Annotated in this window: 15 protein-coding genes and 1 pseudogene; 8 read left to right on the top strand and 8 right to left on the bottom strand. The window is 67.1% G+C overall.

What is annotated here, in order from left to right; all coding sequences use genetic code 11:
- Nucleotides 1–151 precede the first annotated feature (151 nt).
- From AC1DEZ_RS19970 to AC1DEZ_RS19960, 3 genes are all read left to right on the top strand, one after another.
- A complete protein-coding gene (locus tag AC1DEZ_RS19970; RefSeq protein WP_441510834.1) occupies nucleotides 152–379 on the top strand; it encodes a sulfurtransferase TusA family protein in 228 nt (75 codons plus the stop codon).
- A 29-nt stretch (nucleotides 380–408) separates the two neighbouring features.
- Nucleotides 409–1524 carry an Mrp/NBP35 family ATP-binding protein gene (locus tag AC1DEZ_RS19965; RefSeq protein ID WP_441510833.1) on the top strand — a complete coding sequence of 372 codons (1116 nt, stop codon included), beginning with the start codon at nucleotides 409–411 and terminating at the stop codon, nucleotides 1522–1524.
- An 88-nt stretch (nucleotides 1525–1612) separates the two neighbouring features.
- Nucleotides 1613–2014 carry an SRPBCC family protein gene (locus AC1DEZ_RS19960; protein ID WP_441510832.1) on the top strand — a complete coding sequence of 134 codons (402 nt, stop codon included), beginning with the start codon at nucleotides 1613–1615 and terminating at the stop codon, nucleotides 2012–2014.
- 15 nt (nucleotides 2015–2029) lie between these two features.
- Here AC1DEZ_RS19960 and mobA read toward each other — a convergent pair whose 3' ends face one another.
- Both mobA and AC1DEZ_RS19950 read right to left on the bottom strand, forming a co-directional pair.
- Entirely contained in the window at nucleotides 2030–2656 is a 627-nt protein-coding gene (mobA, locus tag AC1DEZ_RS19955; protein WP_441510831.1) for a molybdenum cofactor guanylyltransferase MobA, read from the bottom strand.
- A gap of 33 nt (nucleotides 2657–2689) precedes the next feature.
- On the bottom strand, nucleotides 2690–3205 hold the full coding sequence (locus AC1DEZ_RS19950) for a DUF2478 domain-containing protein (protein WP_441510830.1): 516 nt from the start codon (nucleotides 3203–3205) through the stop codon (nucleotides 2690–2692).
- A 188-nt stretch (nucleotides 3206–3393) separates the two neighbouring features.
- Here AC1DEZ_RS19950 and AC1DEZ_RS19945 point away from each other — a divergent pair, with 188 nt between their 5' ends.
- The 3 genes and pseudogenes from AC1DEZ_RS19945 (at nucleotide 3394) to AC1DEZ_RS19935 (ending at nucleotide 6301) form a co-directional block, all read left to right on the top strand.
- Complete coding sequence (locus AC1DEZ_RS19945) at nucleotides 3394–4650, top strand: peptide ABC transporter permease (RefSeq protein WP_441510829.1); 1257 nt, start codon at nucleotides 3394–3396, stop codon at nucleotides 4648–4650.
- 124 nt (nucleotides 4651–4774) lie between these two features.
- Complete coding sequence (locus AC1DEZ_RS19940; RefSeq protein ID WP_441510828.1) at nucleotides 4775–5743, top strand: threonine ammonia-lyase; 969 nt, start codon at nucleotides 4775–4777, stop codon at nucleotides 5741–5743.
- A 32-nt stretch (nucleotides 5744–5775) separates the two neighbouring features.
- Nucleotides 5776–6301, top strand: a pseudogene (locus AC1DEZ_RS19935) (GNAT family N-acetyltransferase).
- Nucleotides 6302–6319: 18 nt separating this feature from the next.
- Here the strand turns inward: AC1DEZ_RS19935 and AC1DEZ_RS19930 are convergent.
- Nucleotides 6320–6631, bottom strand: a complete 312-nt coding sequence (locus tag AC1DEZ_RS19930) for a peptidoglycan L,D-endopeptidase MepK (RefSeq protein ID WP_441510827.1) — start codon at nucleotides 6629–6631, stop codon at nucleotides 6320–6322.
- Nucleotides 6632–7082: 451 nt separating this feature from the next.
- Between AC1DEZ_RS19930 and AC1DEZ_RS19925 the strand changes: the two genes are divergently transcribed.
- Nucleotides 7083–8258, top strand: coding sequence for a M20 aminoacylase family protein (locus tag AC1DEZ_RS19925; protein WP_441510826.1), 1176 nt, complete (start codon nucleotides 7083–7085; stop codon nucleotides 8256–8258).
- Between the two features lie 9 nt (nucleotides 8259–8267).
- Entirely contained in the window at nucleotides 8268–9371 is a 1104-nt protein-coding gene (locus AC1DEZ_RS19920) for an NAD(P)/FAD-dependent oxidoreductase (RefSeq protein WP_441510825.1), read from the top strand.
- Between the two features lie 134 nt (nucleotides 9372–9505).
- On the opposite strand, the gene eda is transcribed toward AC1DEZ_RS19920, so the two are convergent.
- The 5 genes from eda to AC1DEZ_RS19895 all read right to left on the bottom strand — a co-directional run bounded on the left by eda (nucleotide 9506) and on the right by AC1DEZ_RS19895 (nucleotide 14156).
- Nucleotides 9506–10150 (bottom strand): bifunctional 4-hydroxy-2-oxoglutarate aldolase/2-dehydro-3-deoxy-phosphogluconate aldolase, encoded by a 645-nt coding sequence (gene eda, locus AC1DEZ_RS19915; protein ID WP_476780554.1) that lies wholly within the window; start codon nucleotides 10148–10150, stop codon nucleotides 9506–9508.
- Between the two features lie 39 nt (nucleotides 10151–10189).
- Entirely contained in the window at nucleotides 10190–10876 is a 687-nt protein-coding gene (locus AC1DEZ_RS19910; protein WP_441510823.1) for a 6-phosphogluconolactonase, read from the bottom strand.
- Entirely contained in the window at nucleotides 10876–12378 is a 1503-nt protein-coding gene (gene zwf, locus AC1DEZ_RS19905; protein ID WP_441510822.1) for a glucose-6-phosphate dehydrogenase, read from the bottom strand. Before zwf ends, AC1DEZ_RS19910 begins: the two co-directional genes overlap by 1 nt.
- 171 nt (nucleotides 12379–12549) lie before the next feature.
- Complete coding sequence (locus AC1DEZ_RS19900) at nucleotides 12550–13302, bottom strand: ABC transporter ATP-binding protein (RefSeq protein ID WP_441510821.1); 753 nt, start codon at nucleotides 13300–13302, stop codon at nucleotides 12550–12552.
- Nucleotides 13299–14156, bottom strand: coding sequence for an ABC transporter ATP-binding protein (locus AC1DEZ_RS19895; protein ID WP_441510820.1), 858 nt, complete (start codon nucleotides 14154–14156; stop codon nucleotides 13299–13301). Before AC1DEZ_RS19895 ends, AC1DEZ_RS19900 begins: the two co-directional genes overlap by 4 nt.
- Nucleotide 14157: the final 1 nt, after the last annotated feature.

Raw genomic sequence — 14157 nt, 5'->3', positions numbered from 1 at the left:
CCGTATCGCCACCCCGGCGCGCTTGGGTCCGTTGCACCTTCATCCTCGCCCAAACGAGGCCGGTCAAGCATGCGGCATGGCGCGTGGTTGCTCCCACCCGAACAGCCGTCCTATGAAGCGGCGACAACAACGGCCCAGTGGGCGCGAGACCATGGACACCATTCCGCTCGATCTGCGTGGCCTGAAATGCCCGCTTCCGGTGTTGCGGGTGCGCAAGGCCCTGAGCACGGCGCAGGCCGGCGCCCTGCTCGTCGTGCATTGCACCGACCCGATGGCGGCGATCGACCTGCCCAACCTCGCGCGCGAAACCGGCGATGTCATCGAGCGGCAGGGGGATGCGGACGGCGCCATCGTCTTCCATATCCGCAAGGCGGCCTAGCGCCGCGCCAGCGAACGGAGTTCAACGACGTGACCGTCTCCCAAGCCGATGTCCTGCGGGCGCTCGAACTGGTGAAGCTGCCGGCGAGCGGACAATCGCTCGCCGCATCCGGCCGCATCGGCGATATCCTCGTCGACGGCGGCAAGGTGATCTTCGCGATCGGCATCGACCCGACCGAGGCCAGCGCGATGGAGCCGGTCCGCAAGGCTGCGGAAAGCGCCGTCAGCGGTCTGCCGGGCGTCACCCAGGTGCTCGTCGGGCTGACCGCCGACAAGGCGCCTCCATCGGCCGGAATGCAGGCGCGCCAGCAGGCGCAGCGGCCCGGCCCCGGCGGCGCGCCGAAGCCGGCCGGCGTGCCGGGGGTGAAACAGATCATCGCGGTTGCCAGCGGCAAGGGCGGCGTCGGCAAATCGACCACCGCGGCCAATCTCGCCGTGGCGCTCTCGACGCTCGGCCTCAAGGTCGGCGTGCTCGATTCCGATATCTACGGCCCGTCCATGCCGAAGATCTTCGGCATCACCGGCAAGCCGCAGATCGTCTCGGGCCGAACGCTGGCGCCGATGGAGGCCTATGGGCTGAAGGTGATGTCGATCGGCTTCCTCGTCGACGAGGAGACGCCGATGATCTGGCGCGGGCCGATGGTGATCTCGGCGATCACCCAGATGCTGCGCGAGGTCGCCTGGGGCGAGCTCGACGTGCTCGTCGTCGACATGCCGCCCGGCACCGGCGATGCCCAGCTCACCATGGCGCAGCAGGTGCCGCTGGCCGGCGCCGTCATCGTCTCGACGCCGCAGGACCTCGCCTTGCTCGATGCGCGCCGCGGCGTCGCCATGTTCAGGAAGGTCGCGGTGCCGATCCTCGGCCTCGTCGAGAACATGAGCTATTTCATCTGCCCGGAATGCGGACACCAGTCCGACATCTTCGCCCATGGCGGCGCGCGGCACGAAGCCGAGCGGCTGCACATCCCCTTCCTCGGCGAGATTCCGCTCGCCATGCCGATCCGCGAGACATCGGACGGAGGCCGCCCGATCGTCGCCAGCGATCCGCAGAGCCCCCATGCCAAAGCCTATGTCGCGCTGGCACGGCAGGTCCAAGCCGGCCTCGGCGGGGCCATGAGAGCAGCGCCGCGCATCGTCATCGAGTGACACCGTTTCAAGCAAGGCGCTTCCCGCCCGCCGCTTGACAGTTCGCTCATTTTGTTCTTCTTTTGTTCTAGATAAAGGAGTAACGGGGATGGCGATCCAGCGCGCCCGGCATATCGGCATCGGCATCGATCGCCCGGTTGAGGAGGTCTATGCCTTCCTGGCCGAGCCGGAGAATTTCCCACAATGGGCGGAGGGTCTCGGCCACAGCTTCGTGCATGTCGAGGGCATGACCTGGCGCGCCGAAACCCCGATGGGACCGATGCGCATCCTGTTCAGCGAGCCGAACCGCCACGGCGTGCTCGACCATGCAGTGGTCCCCGAGCACGGCCCGGCCATGCACAATCCGATGCGGGTGGTAGCGAATGGCGACGGTGCCGAGATCGTCTTCACGCTGTTCCAGCGTGACGGCATGTCCGACGACGAAATGGCCGCCGATGCGGGCATGATCGCGCGGGATCTCGCGGCGCTGAAGGCCCTGCTGGAACGCTGACCGCCGCCGCGATGGCTAGCTCAGCAATCGTGCGAGCCGCCCCGCCTCGCGCAGGTCGCCCGGCGTGTTGACGTTGAAGAACGGATCGAGGGGTCCCGCAGCCCATTCCGCGACGGCAACGCCGTGCCCCTGCGTCCAGCGGCTGATTTTCCGCTCACCGGCCGCGAGCGCCTGCCGCAAATCCTCCCGCAGCCGGACCGGCCAGAGGCCGATGGCGTGATGCGCCTGCCCGGCCGAGGCGGCGCAGGCCAGCGGGACTTGGGCCGCGATCCGGGCTTCATGCAGGCGCCGGGCGAGATCGTTCGGGATGAAAGGCGTATCGGCCGCGACGCTCAGCAGCCATTCCATTTCCGGCCGATGCTCGGCCAGCCAGTCGAGGCCGGCGAGGATACCCGCAAGGGGACCGGCGAAGCCCGGCACGGTATCAGCGACCACCGGCATGCCGAAGGCCGCGAAGCGCGCCGGGTCGCCATTGGCGTTGAGGACGAGGCCATCGCATTGCCCGCGAAGCCGTTCGATCACATGGGCAAGGATCGGCCTGCCGGCGAGCAGTTCGAGCGGTTTGTCACCTCCGCCCATCCGACGTGCGAGACCGCCTGCGAGAACGAGGCCGAACGTGGAAAGCAGCATCGGGGTCGTCATGCCGACACGCCTCGGATCTGTGTCAGGGCAGCGTCAGGCCGCAAGCCGGATCGCATCGCCGACCCATCGTTCGACCGCCGCCATATCCGCAGCCAGTTCGACCCAGTCGTCTCCGGCGAAATCGCGCCATGCCGGCAGGAAGTCGCGGCGCACCGCGAGCAACACGGGCAGGCCCGCCATCACGGCATTGGCGATCTCATGGCGCAACCCTTCGCCGAGCGCTTCCTGCTTGCCGAACTTGTTGACCATGACGAGATCGACGCGCTCTGCCAATGCGCCGGCGAAAACCGCTGCGGCTGCGGCGAGCCCGGCGGCATCGAGATGGCAGCCGGCGGCACCCGCGCCGAGATCCTGGCTGATCGGAAAGCGATAGCCGCTGCCGAGATCCTCCAGCGACATCGCCATGCAGCGATCGTCGCAGGCTGCGTCATTGTGCTGAACCACCCCGCCAAGCCGCAGGCCGCGCCGCTTCAACTGCGTCGCCACGTCCTGCATGAAGGCGTCGATCGGGAAACCGCTCGTATAGGGGATGGCAGCCAGCATGGTCATGCCGGATTCCTCTCACGAACGCTCCCCAGGCGCCAGAGGCACCGGCGCCGCGGGTTCATTCCCCGCGTGAGAGATGCCGGCGCAGTGTTGCGCCGCACCTACAGTCGCGCGCCCGCACTCTCGCTAGGGTGGCATCGGTTCGTTTCGGGCAACCGGGCGAGCTGCCGCCTATCACCCCGCCGGAACGCATGATCCGTAACAACGCTCAAGCTCCGCTCGACCCGGCCACCGATGCCGCGCTGCTGCTGCGGCGCATCGGCTTCGGCACGCTCGCGCTCGTCCTGCCTCTGGCCGCGCTGGTCTCGCGCCGCGCCGCCGTCGTCCTCGTGCCGATCGGCATCGCATTGCTGATCATCGCGATGCTGATCGAGGAGCCCGCCAAATTCGTCGGCTCCCTCAAGGGAGCCGTTTTCAGCCGACCCGGACTGATCCTGCTCGGCCTCGTGGCCTGGGCGCTGCTCTCGCTGGTATGGAGCCCCTTCCCCACCTCGGCCGCCGAAAAAGCCGGCAATCTGATGCTCGCCGTCGTGCTCGGCTTCACCGGGTTGTCGGCGCTTCCGGAACGGATGCGCTCCTCGAATCTCAACCTTTCGCCGCTCGGCACCGGCAGCGCCGGCATGTTCGCGCTCGGGCTGATCATCATCGCGGCCCTGCGGCATGCGGAGACGCCGCCAGGCGCCGTCGAGCGCGGCGTCTCGATCATCCTGATCACCGCCTGGCCGGCTCTCGCCTGGCTGCTGTCGCGCGAACGCGGGATGAGCGCGCTCGGCCTCGCCCTCGTCGTGGCGCTGCTGGCGCTGACGCGGTTCGATGACGGCGAAACGGTCGCGATGCTCTTCGGCGCGGTAGCCTTCGGCGCCGTCACCGCCAGCCGCGAGCGGGCCGCGCAGGTGATCGCAACCATCATCGCCGGGCTGATGCTGTTCGCCCCCCTGCTGCCGTTCCTGCTCGCGCCACTGGTTTCCGTACTGCCGGACAGCGCCGACGATTTCGCGCAGATGCTGTCGATCTGGGCGGATGTCATCCGGCAGTCGCCGATCGAGCTCATCACCGGCCACGGGCTCGATACCGTGGTCCGCGACCAGCTCAGGGGCATGTTGCCGCAGCCCGCGCCGGCCACCCTGCTGTTCGAGACCTGGTACGAGCTCGGCCTCGTTGGCGCTGCGGCCGCTGCCGCTTGCCTGTATTTCGCCATCCGCGCCGCCGGCCGCATGCCGGGCGCGCTGGCGGCCGGCGGCGTTGCTGCATTCACCACCGCTTTCGCGCTCGCCGTCTTCGGCTTCGCGCCACTCCTGCCCTGGTGGCTGATGACGCTGACCGCCGTGGTGCTGCTGTTCGGCGCCATCGCCCGCGGCCAATACCGCACCGACAGGCCCGCGGTGCCGCTGCCGATGCGCTCGACCGGCCGCTCGCGCCCCAAGGCGGGCGAGCCGCCGGCGGACTGACTTAATCCCCCTGTCGGTTATCGGCGAGGCGCAGCGCGCCTCTCGTGCTTGACGGCCCTGCGCCCGACGCGCTCTCGTGCAGCATGGAAGGCTACCGCGTAGCCGGGAGAGGACAGAAGCGCCCATGCCGTTCGATGTTACCCTCGCCGATATCCAGGCCGCAGCCGGGCGCATCGCCGGCAAGGTCCGCCGCACGCCGACCTATTACAGCGCCGGCTTGTCCGAGCGGCTCGGGGTCGAGACTTGGGTGAAGGTCGAGAGCCTGCAGCTCGGCGGCTCGTTCAAAGTCCGTGGCTGCTACAACAAGCTGATGGGGCTGAGCGAAGCCGAATTGAAGCGCGGCGTCGTCACCGTCTCGGGCGGGAATCATGCCATCGCAGTGTCGCTCGTCGCCCGCTCCATGGGGGCCCGCGCCCTCGTCCTGATGCCCAAGGCGACGCCCGCGCTCAACATCCAGCTGACGCAACAGGCGGGTGGCGAGGTCGAGCTCTGCGAGGATTCCGTCGCCGCCTTCGCCAAGGCCGAGGACTACGCCCGGCAAGGCATGGTCCATGTTCATTCCTATGACGATCCGGCGATCATCGCCGGCCATGGAACGCTCGGCCTCGAACTCGCCGCCGATGCCGGGGGGCGGCTCGACCATGTTTTCGTCTCGATCGGCGGTGGTGGCCTCTCGGCCGGCGTCGGCGCGGCGCTCAAGGGCTTGGATCCGGCCGTAAGGCTGCACGGCGTCGAAACCGAGGGCGCGACCACGATGACCCAGGCGCTCGCCGCCGGCCAGCCGGTCGCGATCCGCCCGACCTCGATCGCGCGCACGCTCGGCGCTCCCTTCGCGACGGAACGCACCATGGCCGCGGCCCGCCAGTTCCTTGAGGAAATCGTCCTGGTGTCGGACGCGGAAGCTGTTCGCGAACTCGTCTGGGTGCTCCAGAATGGCCGCGTGCTGTTGGAGCCCGCTGCGTCCTGCGTGGTCGCGGCCGCGCTGGCGCGGAAGGAAACGTTCCGCCCCGGAGAGCGCGTCTGCCTCGTGCTCTGCGGATCGAACGTCGCGCTGGACGATATCGCGCGCTGGCGCACCGAATTCGCCGTCTAGCGTGGTCGGCAGCGCGGCTCTAGAAGCCTCGCATGAGCCACCATCCCGTTCCAACGCTGCAGACGCAGCGCCTGACGCTGAGGCCGATGGCCGAAGCGGATTTTCCCGCCTATGCCGCGTTTCTGGCGTCGTCTCGCTCCACGGGAATGGGCGGCCCCTACGCGACGCGGCAGGCCTGGGGCATGTTCTGCCACGACATCGCCTGTTGGTCGCTGTTCGGGCACGGCGCGGTGATGATCGAGCTCAGACTGACCGGTGCCTGCATCGGGCAGGTCGGCATCAATGACGGCCCGCTCTTCCCGGAGAAGGAACTCGGCTGGCTGGCTGCTCTATGCCGGCCATGAAGGGCATGGCTATGCCACCGAAGCTGCCCGTGCCTTGCGGGATTGGGCGACACGGAAGCTGAAGCTTTCCAGCTTGGTGAGCTATGTCGCGCTTGGCAACGCCACATCGATCGCGGTGGCGGAACGGCTTGGAGCGGTGCGCGATACGCTCGCCGACAGACCCGATCCAAACGATCTGGTCTATCGGCATGCGCTCGACGTCACCGCCCGCTGAGGACGCCGGAAAGCGCCATCAGTTGCTGTTGCGCGCGACCCTGGCATAGCGGCTGCGCTTGCTGGCGTAAGCGTAGCGGCTGCGCTTGTGGCCGTGCCAGGAGATCTCGAGCGCGCCGACATCGGCGTGGACGAGGCCGTTCGAATAAGTGCCGACGCCGCCGACATTGGCGAGCGAGCGTGCCGCTGCCGCAGCCTTGCGCGCCGAGGCCGCCAGCGGCCGGAAGTCGACCGCCCTGCCGCTGTAGTGCTGCGAGTTCCGCGCATGACGGCCACCACAGGTCGAGGTGATCTGGATGGGACCGATCTTCGCGACGAGTTCGGCGATCATCGCCTTCGTCTCGGGCTTCAGACAGCCCAGACCCTTGACCTGCGGCTGAAAGGAGATTTTCTCGGGAGCAATGTCAGCCAGAGCGACCGAAGGCAAGAAACCAAAAACAAACGCAAGCAACGACAAGCGACGCATCATCTACCAGACATGTAAGGGGAAATTTGGAAGGATCAGGCCAGATATTCTCGATGGCCAGAGCGAAGGATGCCTGAGCTATTCGTCAAGGAAGGCCAAATCATGGCTTGGGCCTTTCCGGAGTATTTCGCGGCCGTAACCAAGATCGCTCCCGCCCGTTTGCCGGCGGACGATTATCTTCCAGAAGGCATCTCGCCATTCCGCCAAAGCCCGCCCCCTGCGCGCTGCCGGCTTGGACAGGGAGGCCTGGGCTGGGCTAGCGTGCCGGACGGCACCCGCTTTCTGCGCGGTCGCCCCATGCATCTCAGAGGATACGATGCCCAAGACCGACCTCATTGCGGCGCTGACCCCCGAAATCGCCGCGATCCGCCGCGACATCCATCGCCACCCCGAGTTGATGTACGACGTTCACCGGACCGCGGGTCTCGTGGCCGAAAAACTGAAGGAATGGGGCGTCGACGAGGTGGTGACGGGCATCGGCCAGACCGGCGTCGTCGGCGTCATCAAGGGCAAGAACCAGGATTCCGGCAAGGTGATCGCCATGCGCGCCGACATGGACGCGCTGCCGATCCATGAGGAGACCAATCTCGAGCATCGCTCGACCATCCCCGGCAAGATGCATGCCTGCGGCCATGACGGGCACACCGCCATGCTGCTCGGCGCCGCGAAGTACCTGACCCAGACCCGCGACTTCGACGGCACTGCCGTGCTGATCTTCCAGCCCGCCGAAGAGGGCGGCGCCGGCGCCAAGGCGATGATCGATGACGGGCTCATCACCCGCTTCGGCATCCAGGAAGTCTACGGCATGCACAACAAGCCGGGCATCCCGGTCGGCCGCTTCGAAATCGCAAAGGGGCCGGCCATGGCCGCCGCCGACCGCATCCACATCAAGATCGAAGGCAAGGGCGGACATGCGGCGGCGCCGCACAACGTCAACGACCCGATCGTCGCCTCCTGCGCGCTGGTCAGCGCCCTGCAGACGGTCGCCTCGCGCAATGCCGACCCGCTCGAGTCGATCGTCGTCTCCGTGACCGCGCTCAATGCCGGCGAGGCTTTCAACGTCATTCCGCAGACGGCCGAGATCAAGGGCTCGGTCCGCACGCTGACGCCGAAGATCCGCGAGCTCGCGCAGAAGCGCATCACCGAGATCGTCGACGGCGTGATGAAGGCTTTCGGCATGAAGTACGAGCTGGAATACCATCTCGGCTATCCCGTCACCTTCAACCATGCCGGCCAGACCGACTTCGTCACCAGCGTGACCAAGGAGATCTTCGGCACCGACGCGATCAAGACCGACATCCCGCCAACCATGGGCTCGGAGGACTTCTCCTATATGCTGGAGGAACGCCCGGGTGCCTTCATCAATATCGGCAACGGCGACTCGGCGGGCCTGCATCACCCGGCCTATGAGTTCAACGACGCGGCGATCCCGGTCGGCGTGAACTACTGGACGAGCCTGATCGAGATCGCCATGCCGCAGCGCGCGGCCTGACGACCGAAGATGAGCGACATCGATTGCCTTGTGATCGGGGCCGGCGTCGTCGGCCTCGCGGTTGCCCGCGAGCTGGCGCTGGCCGGGCGCGAGGTCGTCATCGCCGAGGCTGCCGAGGGCATCGGCACCCAGACCTCGGCACGCAATTCCGAGGTCATCCATGCTGGAATCTATTATCCCCCCGGCTCGCTGAAGGCCCGCGTCTGCGTCGCGGGCCGCAGCAAACTCTACCGCTACCTGCAAGAGCGTGGCCTGCCGCACAAAGCCTGCGGCAAGCTGATCGTCGCCACTTCCGAGGCCCAGAAGCCGGCCCTGGAGACGATCATGGCCCGCGCGCAGGCGTCCGGCGTCAATTCGCTGCGCTGGCTCTCCGGCACTGATGCGAAAGCGATGGAGCCGGAGGTGCGCTGCGAGATCGCCCTGCTCTCACCCGAGACCGGTGTGGTCGACAGCCATGCGCTGATGCTCTCGCTGCTTGGCGAGTGCGAGGCGGCCGGCGGTTCGCTCGCGCTCAACACGCCGATCACCGGCTGGCGGCGCGAGGCGGAAGGCTTCAGCGTCGATTTCGGCGGCGCCGATCCGGCGACCTATACCGCGCGCACCGTCATCAATTCAGCGGGACATGGTGCACCGAAGCTGCTGGGCCTGCTCGAAGGCTTTCCGGCCGAGCATGTGCCGGTCCAACACTATGCCAAGGGCAACTACTTCGCCCTGACCGGCAAGCAACCCTTCAAGCATCTTGTCTACCCGGTGCCGGAAGCTGCCGGCCTCGGCATCCACGCCACCATCGACATGGGCGGGCGGGTCAAGTTCGGTCCCGATGTCGAGTGGGTAGAAAACGACCAGGATCTCGTCGTCGATCCCAAGCGGGCGGAGAAGTTCTACGCTGCGATCCGGACCTATTGGCCTGCACTGCCGGACGGTGCGCTCGTCGCCGACTATGCCGGCATCCGGCCGAAGCTGCATGGGCCGACCGAACCGATGCCGGATTTCCGCATCGACGGTCCCGAGTTTCATGGCGTACCGGACCTCGTCAATCTGCTCGGCATCGAAAGCCCGGGGCTGACGAGCTCGCTGGCGATCGCGGAGATGGTGCGGGAGAAGCTGGCGTAGGTCGCGTCATGCTCGGGCTTGGCCCGAGCATCTCGTGCCGAAAGAGACTCCAGCGCCGCATCCTGCCGGAACTTCTCGGGTTTGCGCTTCGCTCCGCCCGAGAATGACGCACGGCCTACGCGTGTGCGGCCGGGTCAGGCCCGTGCCTTCAGGAAGGCTTCCTTCGCCTCGCGCGCCAAGGTGGTGATGCGGTTCCAGTCGCCGGCTGCGATCGCATCGGCCGGCACGAGCCAGGAGCCGCCGACGCAGATTACCTGCGGCAGAGCGAGATAGTCGCCAAGGTTCTTGAGGCCGACGCCGCCGGTCGGGCAGAAGCTCATCTGCGGAAACGGGCCGGAAAGCGCCTTCAGGGCCGGTGGGCCGCCGGCCTGCTCTGCCGGGAAGAACTTGGCGGTGGTGCGGCCTGCCGCAACGGCGCGCATGCAATCGGAAGCAGTGGCGACACCCGGCAGCCACGGCAGGTCCACCTTGCGCAGGGCTTCATCGACGCTCTCGCTGAAGCCGGGGCTGACCACGGCCTGCGCGCCGGCATCCTTGACCTGCGCGGCCTGCGCGGGCGTGACGACCGTGCCGGCGACGGGCAGCGCTTTCGGGACCGACTTCGCGATGGCAGCGAGCGCCTCCATCGCGGCCGGGCGGCGCAGCGTGACCTCGACCACATCGATGCCGCCGGCGACCAGCGCATGGGCGAGATCGACGGCCCGCGAGGCATCCTCGATCACGACGACGGGGATCACGCCGCAGCTCTTCAACCGGGCAATGGCGGCAGTCTCGTCCATGGCTTCATCTTTCAATCGATTTGAACGGATGACCGGGCTCTACTCCTTCGCCCAGTAGACGTCGAGCCCCTGCTCCCGGCCAAGCAGCATATCGACCGGCAGCGGCGCCTTGCGGGCGGCCTCCTCCTTCAGCACCGCTTCCTTGGCGCCCCCGGAAACGAGCAGGCTCGCCCAACCTGCACCGCGGAGGCGCACTGGCGAAAGCGACAGCCGGGGCGGCAAACCCGGCGGGCGGGCCACGACGATGCCGCTGTCCGGCACGGCATCGAAGGTGGCTTCGGCGCCGGGGAAGAGTGAAGCGATATGCCCATCCGCTCCCATCCCGCTGACCAGCAGATCGAGCGGCGGAAGTGCTGCCAGCTCCGCGCATAGCAGGGCCGCGGCCGCCTCGATGTCGCTGCCACGTCCATGGAAAGAGAGGAACTCGGCGCGTCCGTCCGCAAGCGGTGCGAATTGCGCACGGATCATGCGCTCGTTCGATGCCTCGTCATCGGCCGCGACGAAGCGCTCGTCGGTCGGCAGCAACGTGACATCATTCCATGGGAGATCGTGCTGTCCGAGCGCCGCGAGAAAGCGTGCCGGCGTCGTGCCGCCGGGCACGGCGAGCAGCGCCCGGCCCTTCTCGGCGAGCACTTGCGCCAGCCGCACCGCGACGGTCTCGGCCAAGGCCTCCGAGGCATCGGCCAGCGTCGCGAATCGGTGCCAAGCGAGCGGGCCGGCCGCCATCAGACGAAATCCGGATCGGCCCAGGAGCGGCCGTCGCGCTCGATCAGGCCGATCGCCTGCGACGGCCCCCAGGAGCCCGCGGCGTAGCGATGCGGATGCGGATAGTAGTCCTGCCAGCCGGCAATGATCGGATCGACCCAGGCCCAGGCCTGCTCGACCTCGTCGCGGTGCATGAACAGAGTCTGGTCGCCGCGGATCACATCGGTCAGCAGGCGCTCATAGGCATCCGGCGTGCGCTCGTCGAAGGCGGTGGAATAACGCAGGTCGAGCTGGCGCGGCACGATCTTGAGACGCCCTGAGCCCGGCACCTTCATCATCAGCTGGAGCTGGACGCCGTCGTTCGGCTGCAGGCGGATGAAGAGGCGGTTGGCATCGAGCCTGTCGCAGCTGCCGTTGCCGAAGATCGAATGCGGCACCGGCTTGAAGGTGACGGCGATCTCGGAATAGCGCTGCGCCATGCGCTTGCCTGTGCGCAGATAGATCGGCACGCCGGCCCAGCGCCAATTATCGACTTCGCAGCGAATGGCGACGAAGGTCTCGGTGTTCGAGCCGTGGCCGAGTTCTTCGGCATAGCCGCGGACGCGCTGGCCGTCGATCTGGCCCGGCCCGTACTGGCCGCGCACGGTGTAGCGCTGGACGTCCGGGCCTACGATGGGGCGCAGCGCCTTCAGCACCTTGATCTTCTCCTCGCGAACCGCCCCGGACTCCAGCATGTTCGGTGGCTCGATGGCGAAGAGGGTCAGCAATTGCATGAGATGGTTCTGCACCATGTCGCGCATATGCCCGGCCTTGTCGTAATAGCCGGCGCGCTGCTCCAGCCCCACGGTCTCGGCTACGGTGATCTGGACATGGTCGATGTCCCGGCTCGACCAAGAGCGTTCGAACAGCGTGTTGGCGAAGCGCAGGACGAGCAGGTTCTGCACCGTCTCCTTGCCGAGATAATGGTCGATCCGGTAGGTGCGGCTTTCCGGCAGGATGCGCGCGACGGCATCGTTGATCTGCCGCGCCGAGGCGAGATCGCGGCCGAGCGGCTTCTCCAGGATGACACGCGAGGTCGGCGTCAGAATGTCCGCCTTGGCGAGGTTCTCGCAGATCGGGATAAAGAGGTCAGGCGGGGTCGAGAGATAGAAGGAGCGCACGCGCTCGCTCTCGCCCAGCGCCTGCTTCAAGGCCTTGTAGGTCTCGGGCTGGACCGCATCGAGCATGACCATCGTCAACCGGCGCAGGAATGGTTCGACCTGCTCTTTCGGAATTCCCTCCTCATGGAGCCGCTTTGCGATTTGCTTGGGCAGCCCTTCGACATCCTCCTCCTTGCGGACGACGGCGAAGATGCGGCTTTCGCCGGGTAGTACGCCCTCGCGATTGCGCTGGGCGAGAGCCGGGAAAAGCTTGCGCAAAGCGAGATCGCCGCCGGCGCCGAAGATCACGAGATCGAAGGGCGGGACCGGTGTCCGCTCGGGAATGCTCTCGGGCCGAAGCGGGTTGTCGACGATGGCGTCCATAAGTCCTGTAACTCCGTCAGGCGGTGCCGGTTCGCTGGACCGGCGCGAAGCCTTGCAGTCCGGCCAAGCTTCGATCCGGACGCGAAGCAGCTAACGCAAGGCTGCGACTAGAGTGAGACGGTTTTGCCGTGCTGCAAAGAGGGAACGGCGCAGGGCCGATCCCCTCGCTGCTCAGCCCGCGCGGCGGAAGCCCGCGCTCGCCGCCAGCAATTGCTTGGCGTAGGCCGTCTGCGGCTGACGCGCGGCAAGCGTCCCGACGGTCATTTCCTCGACGGCGCGGCCGAACTGCATGACGAGCAGCCGCTCGCACATATGTCCGACGACGGCGAGATCGTGGCTGACGAGGATGTAGGTCAGCTTGCGCTCCTGCCTGAGCGCAGCGAGCAGATTGAGCACCTCGGCCTGAATGGAGACGTCGAGCGCCGAGGTCGGCTCGTCCAACAACAGGATCGAGGGTTCGAGCACCAGAGCGCGGGCGATGGCGACGCGCTGGCGCTGGCCGCCCGAAAGCTGATGCGGATAACGGAAGCGGAAGGAGGCCGGCAGGCCGACATCGGAGAGGGCCTTGCCGATGCGCGCTTCGGCATCACGGGCACCGTGGATCGCCAACGGCTCGGCCAGCGTGTCGTCCACGGTCTTTTTCGGGTGAAGCGAGCCGTAGGGGTCCTGGAAGACCATCTGGACATGGCGGTAGAAGGCCTTGTCCCGGACCTTGGGCTGCACGGCGCCTTCGATCGTGGCCGAACCGCTCCAGTCGCGATTGAGGCCCGAGAGCACGCGCAGCACGGTCGATTTACCGGAACCGGACTCGCCGACGAGGCCGTAGCTCTCGCCCTTGCGCACCTCGAATGAAAGGTCCTTCACGACATGGGAGTCGCCGAAGGACACGTTGAGCTTGTCGACGGAGATCGCAGCGTTTGTCATGCCAGCCAGGCCGGGTCGCGGTTGAGGGTGGAGAGCTTCGCCCGGGGATGGTCGAGGTCCGGCAGGCATTCGAGCAGGCCGAGCGTATAGGGATGGCGGCGGCTGCGCGTGGAGGCGTCGGCAAGCTCGGCCGCCGGCAGCGTCTCCATGACCTTGCCGCCATACATAACGATGACCCGGTCGCAGAAGGACTGCACGAGATGCAGGTCATGGCTGATGAAAATCAGCCCCATGCCGCGCTCGGTCACGAGATCGTCGAGGATCTTCAGGATCTGGAGTTGCACGGTGACGTCGAGTGCCGAGGTCGGCTCATCGGCGATCAGGATCTCGGGCTCGGCGATCAGCATCATCGCGATCATCACGCGCTGGCCCATGCCGCCCGAAACCTCGTGCGGATAGAGGTCGTAGACGCGAGCGGGATCGCGGATCTGCACGGATTCCAGCATGGCGAGGCTGCGCTCCCGCGCCTCGCGAGAACCGGCCTTGCGGTGGATGCGATAGGCCTCGGCGATCTGGCTGCCGACGGTCTGGACCGGGTTCAGCGAGAATTTCGGGTCCTGCATCACCATGGAGATGTGGCGGCCGCGCAGCTTGCGCCTGATGCCCTTGTCCATCGCCGTCAGGTCCTGGCCGCGGAAGCGCATGCCATCGGCACTGACGACGCCGGGGTGTGGAATGAGATCGAGGATCGCCCGGCCGGTCATCGACTTGCCGGAGCCGGACTCGCCCACGATGCCGAGGCGCTCGCGCCCCAGCTTGAAGGAAAGGCCACGCACGGCCCGGACGATGCCGGTCGGCGTGTGGAAGTCGACCTTGAGATTGTCGACCTCGAGAAGAGGCTGCTCGCTCGTCATG

The sequence above is a fragment of the Allobosea sp. 10L422 genome (genome assembly GCF_056395345.1).
Note: the sequence above shows the minus strand (reverse complement) of the source record. Positions and strands in the feature narration are given on the sequence as shown.

What these genes read in the sequence shown, in the direction of transcription:
- AC1DEZ_RS19950 (WP_441510830.1), bottom strand. Translation starts at nt 3,205, where the DNA reads ATGACCATGCTGGCTGCCATCCCCTATACGAGCGGTTTCCCGATCGAC.
- AC1DEZ_RS19920 (WP_441510825.1), top strand. Translation starts at nt 8,268, where the DNA reads ATGAGCGACATCGATTGCCTTGTGATCGGGGCCGGCGTCGTCGGCCTC.
- AC1DEZ_RS19895 (WP_441510820.1), bottom strand. Translation starts at nt 14,156, where the DNA reads ATGACGAGCGAGCAGCCTCTTCTCGAGGTCGACAATCTCAAGGTCGAC.
- zwf (WP_441510822.1), bottom strand. Translation starts at nt 12,378, where the DNA reads ATGGACGCCATCGTCGACAACCCGCTTCGGCCCGAGAGCATTCCCGAG.
- AC1DEZ_RS19900 (WP_441510821.1), bottom strand. Translation starts at nt 13,302, where the DNA reads ATGACAAACGCTGCGATCTCCGTCGACAAGCTCAACGTGTCCTTCGGC.
- eda (WP_476780554.1), bottom strand. Translation starts at nt 10,150, where the DNA reads ATGGACGAGACTGCCGCCATTGCCCGGTTGAAGAGCTGCGGCGTGATC.
- AC1DEZ_RS19945 (WP_441510829.1), top strand. Translation starts at nt 3,394, where the DNA reads ATGATCCGTAACAACGCTCAAGCTCCGCTCGACCCGGCCACCGATGCC.
- AC1DEZ_RS19960 (WP_441510832.1), top strand. Translation starts at nt 1,613, where the DNA reads ATGGCGATCCAGCGCGCCCGGCATATCGGCATCGGCATCGATCGCCCG.
- AC1DEZ_RS19925 (WP_441510826.1), top strand. Translation starts at nt 7,083, where the DNA reads ATGCCCAAGACCGACCTCATTGCGGCGCTGACCCCCGAAATCGCCGCG.
- AC1DEZ_RS19970 (WP_441510834.1), top strand. Translation starts at nt 152, where the DNA reads ATGGACACCATTCCGCTCGATCTGCGTGGCCTGAAATGCCCGCTTCCG.
- AC1DEZ_RS19930 (WP_441510827.1), bottom strand. Translation starts at nt 6,631, where the DNA reads ATGATCGCCGAACTCGTCGCGAAGATCGGTCCCATCCAGATCACCTCG.
- AC1DEZ_RS19910 (WP_441510823.1), bottom strand. Translation starts at nt 10,876, where the DNA reads ATGGCGGCCGGCCCGCTCGCTTGGCACCGATTCGCGACGCTGGCCGAT.
- mobA (WP_441510831.1), bottom strand. Translation starts at nt 2,656, where the DNA reads ATGACGACCCCGATGCTGCTTTCCACGTTCGGCCTCGTTCTCGCAGGC.
- AC1DEZ_RS19940 (WP_441510828.1), top strand. Translation starts at nt 4,775, where the DNA reads ATGCCGTTCGATGTTACCCTCGCCGATATCCAGGCCGCAGCCGGGCGC.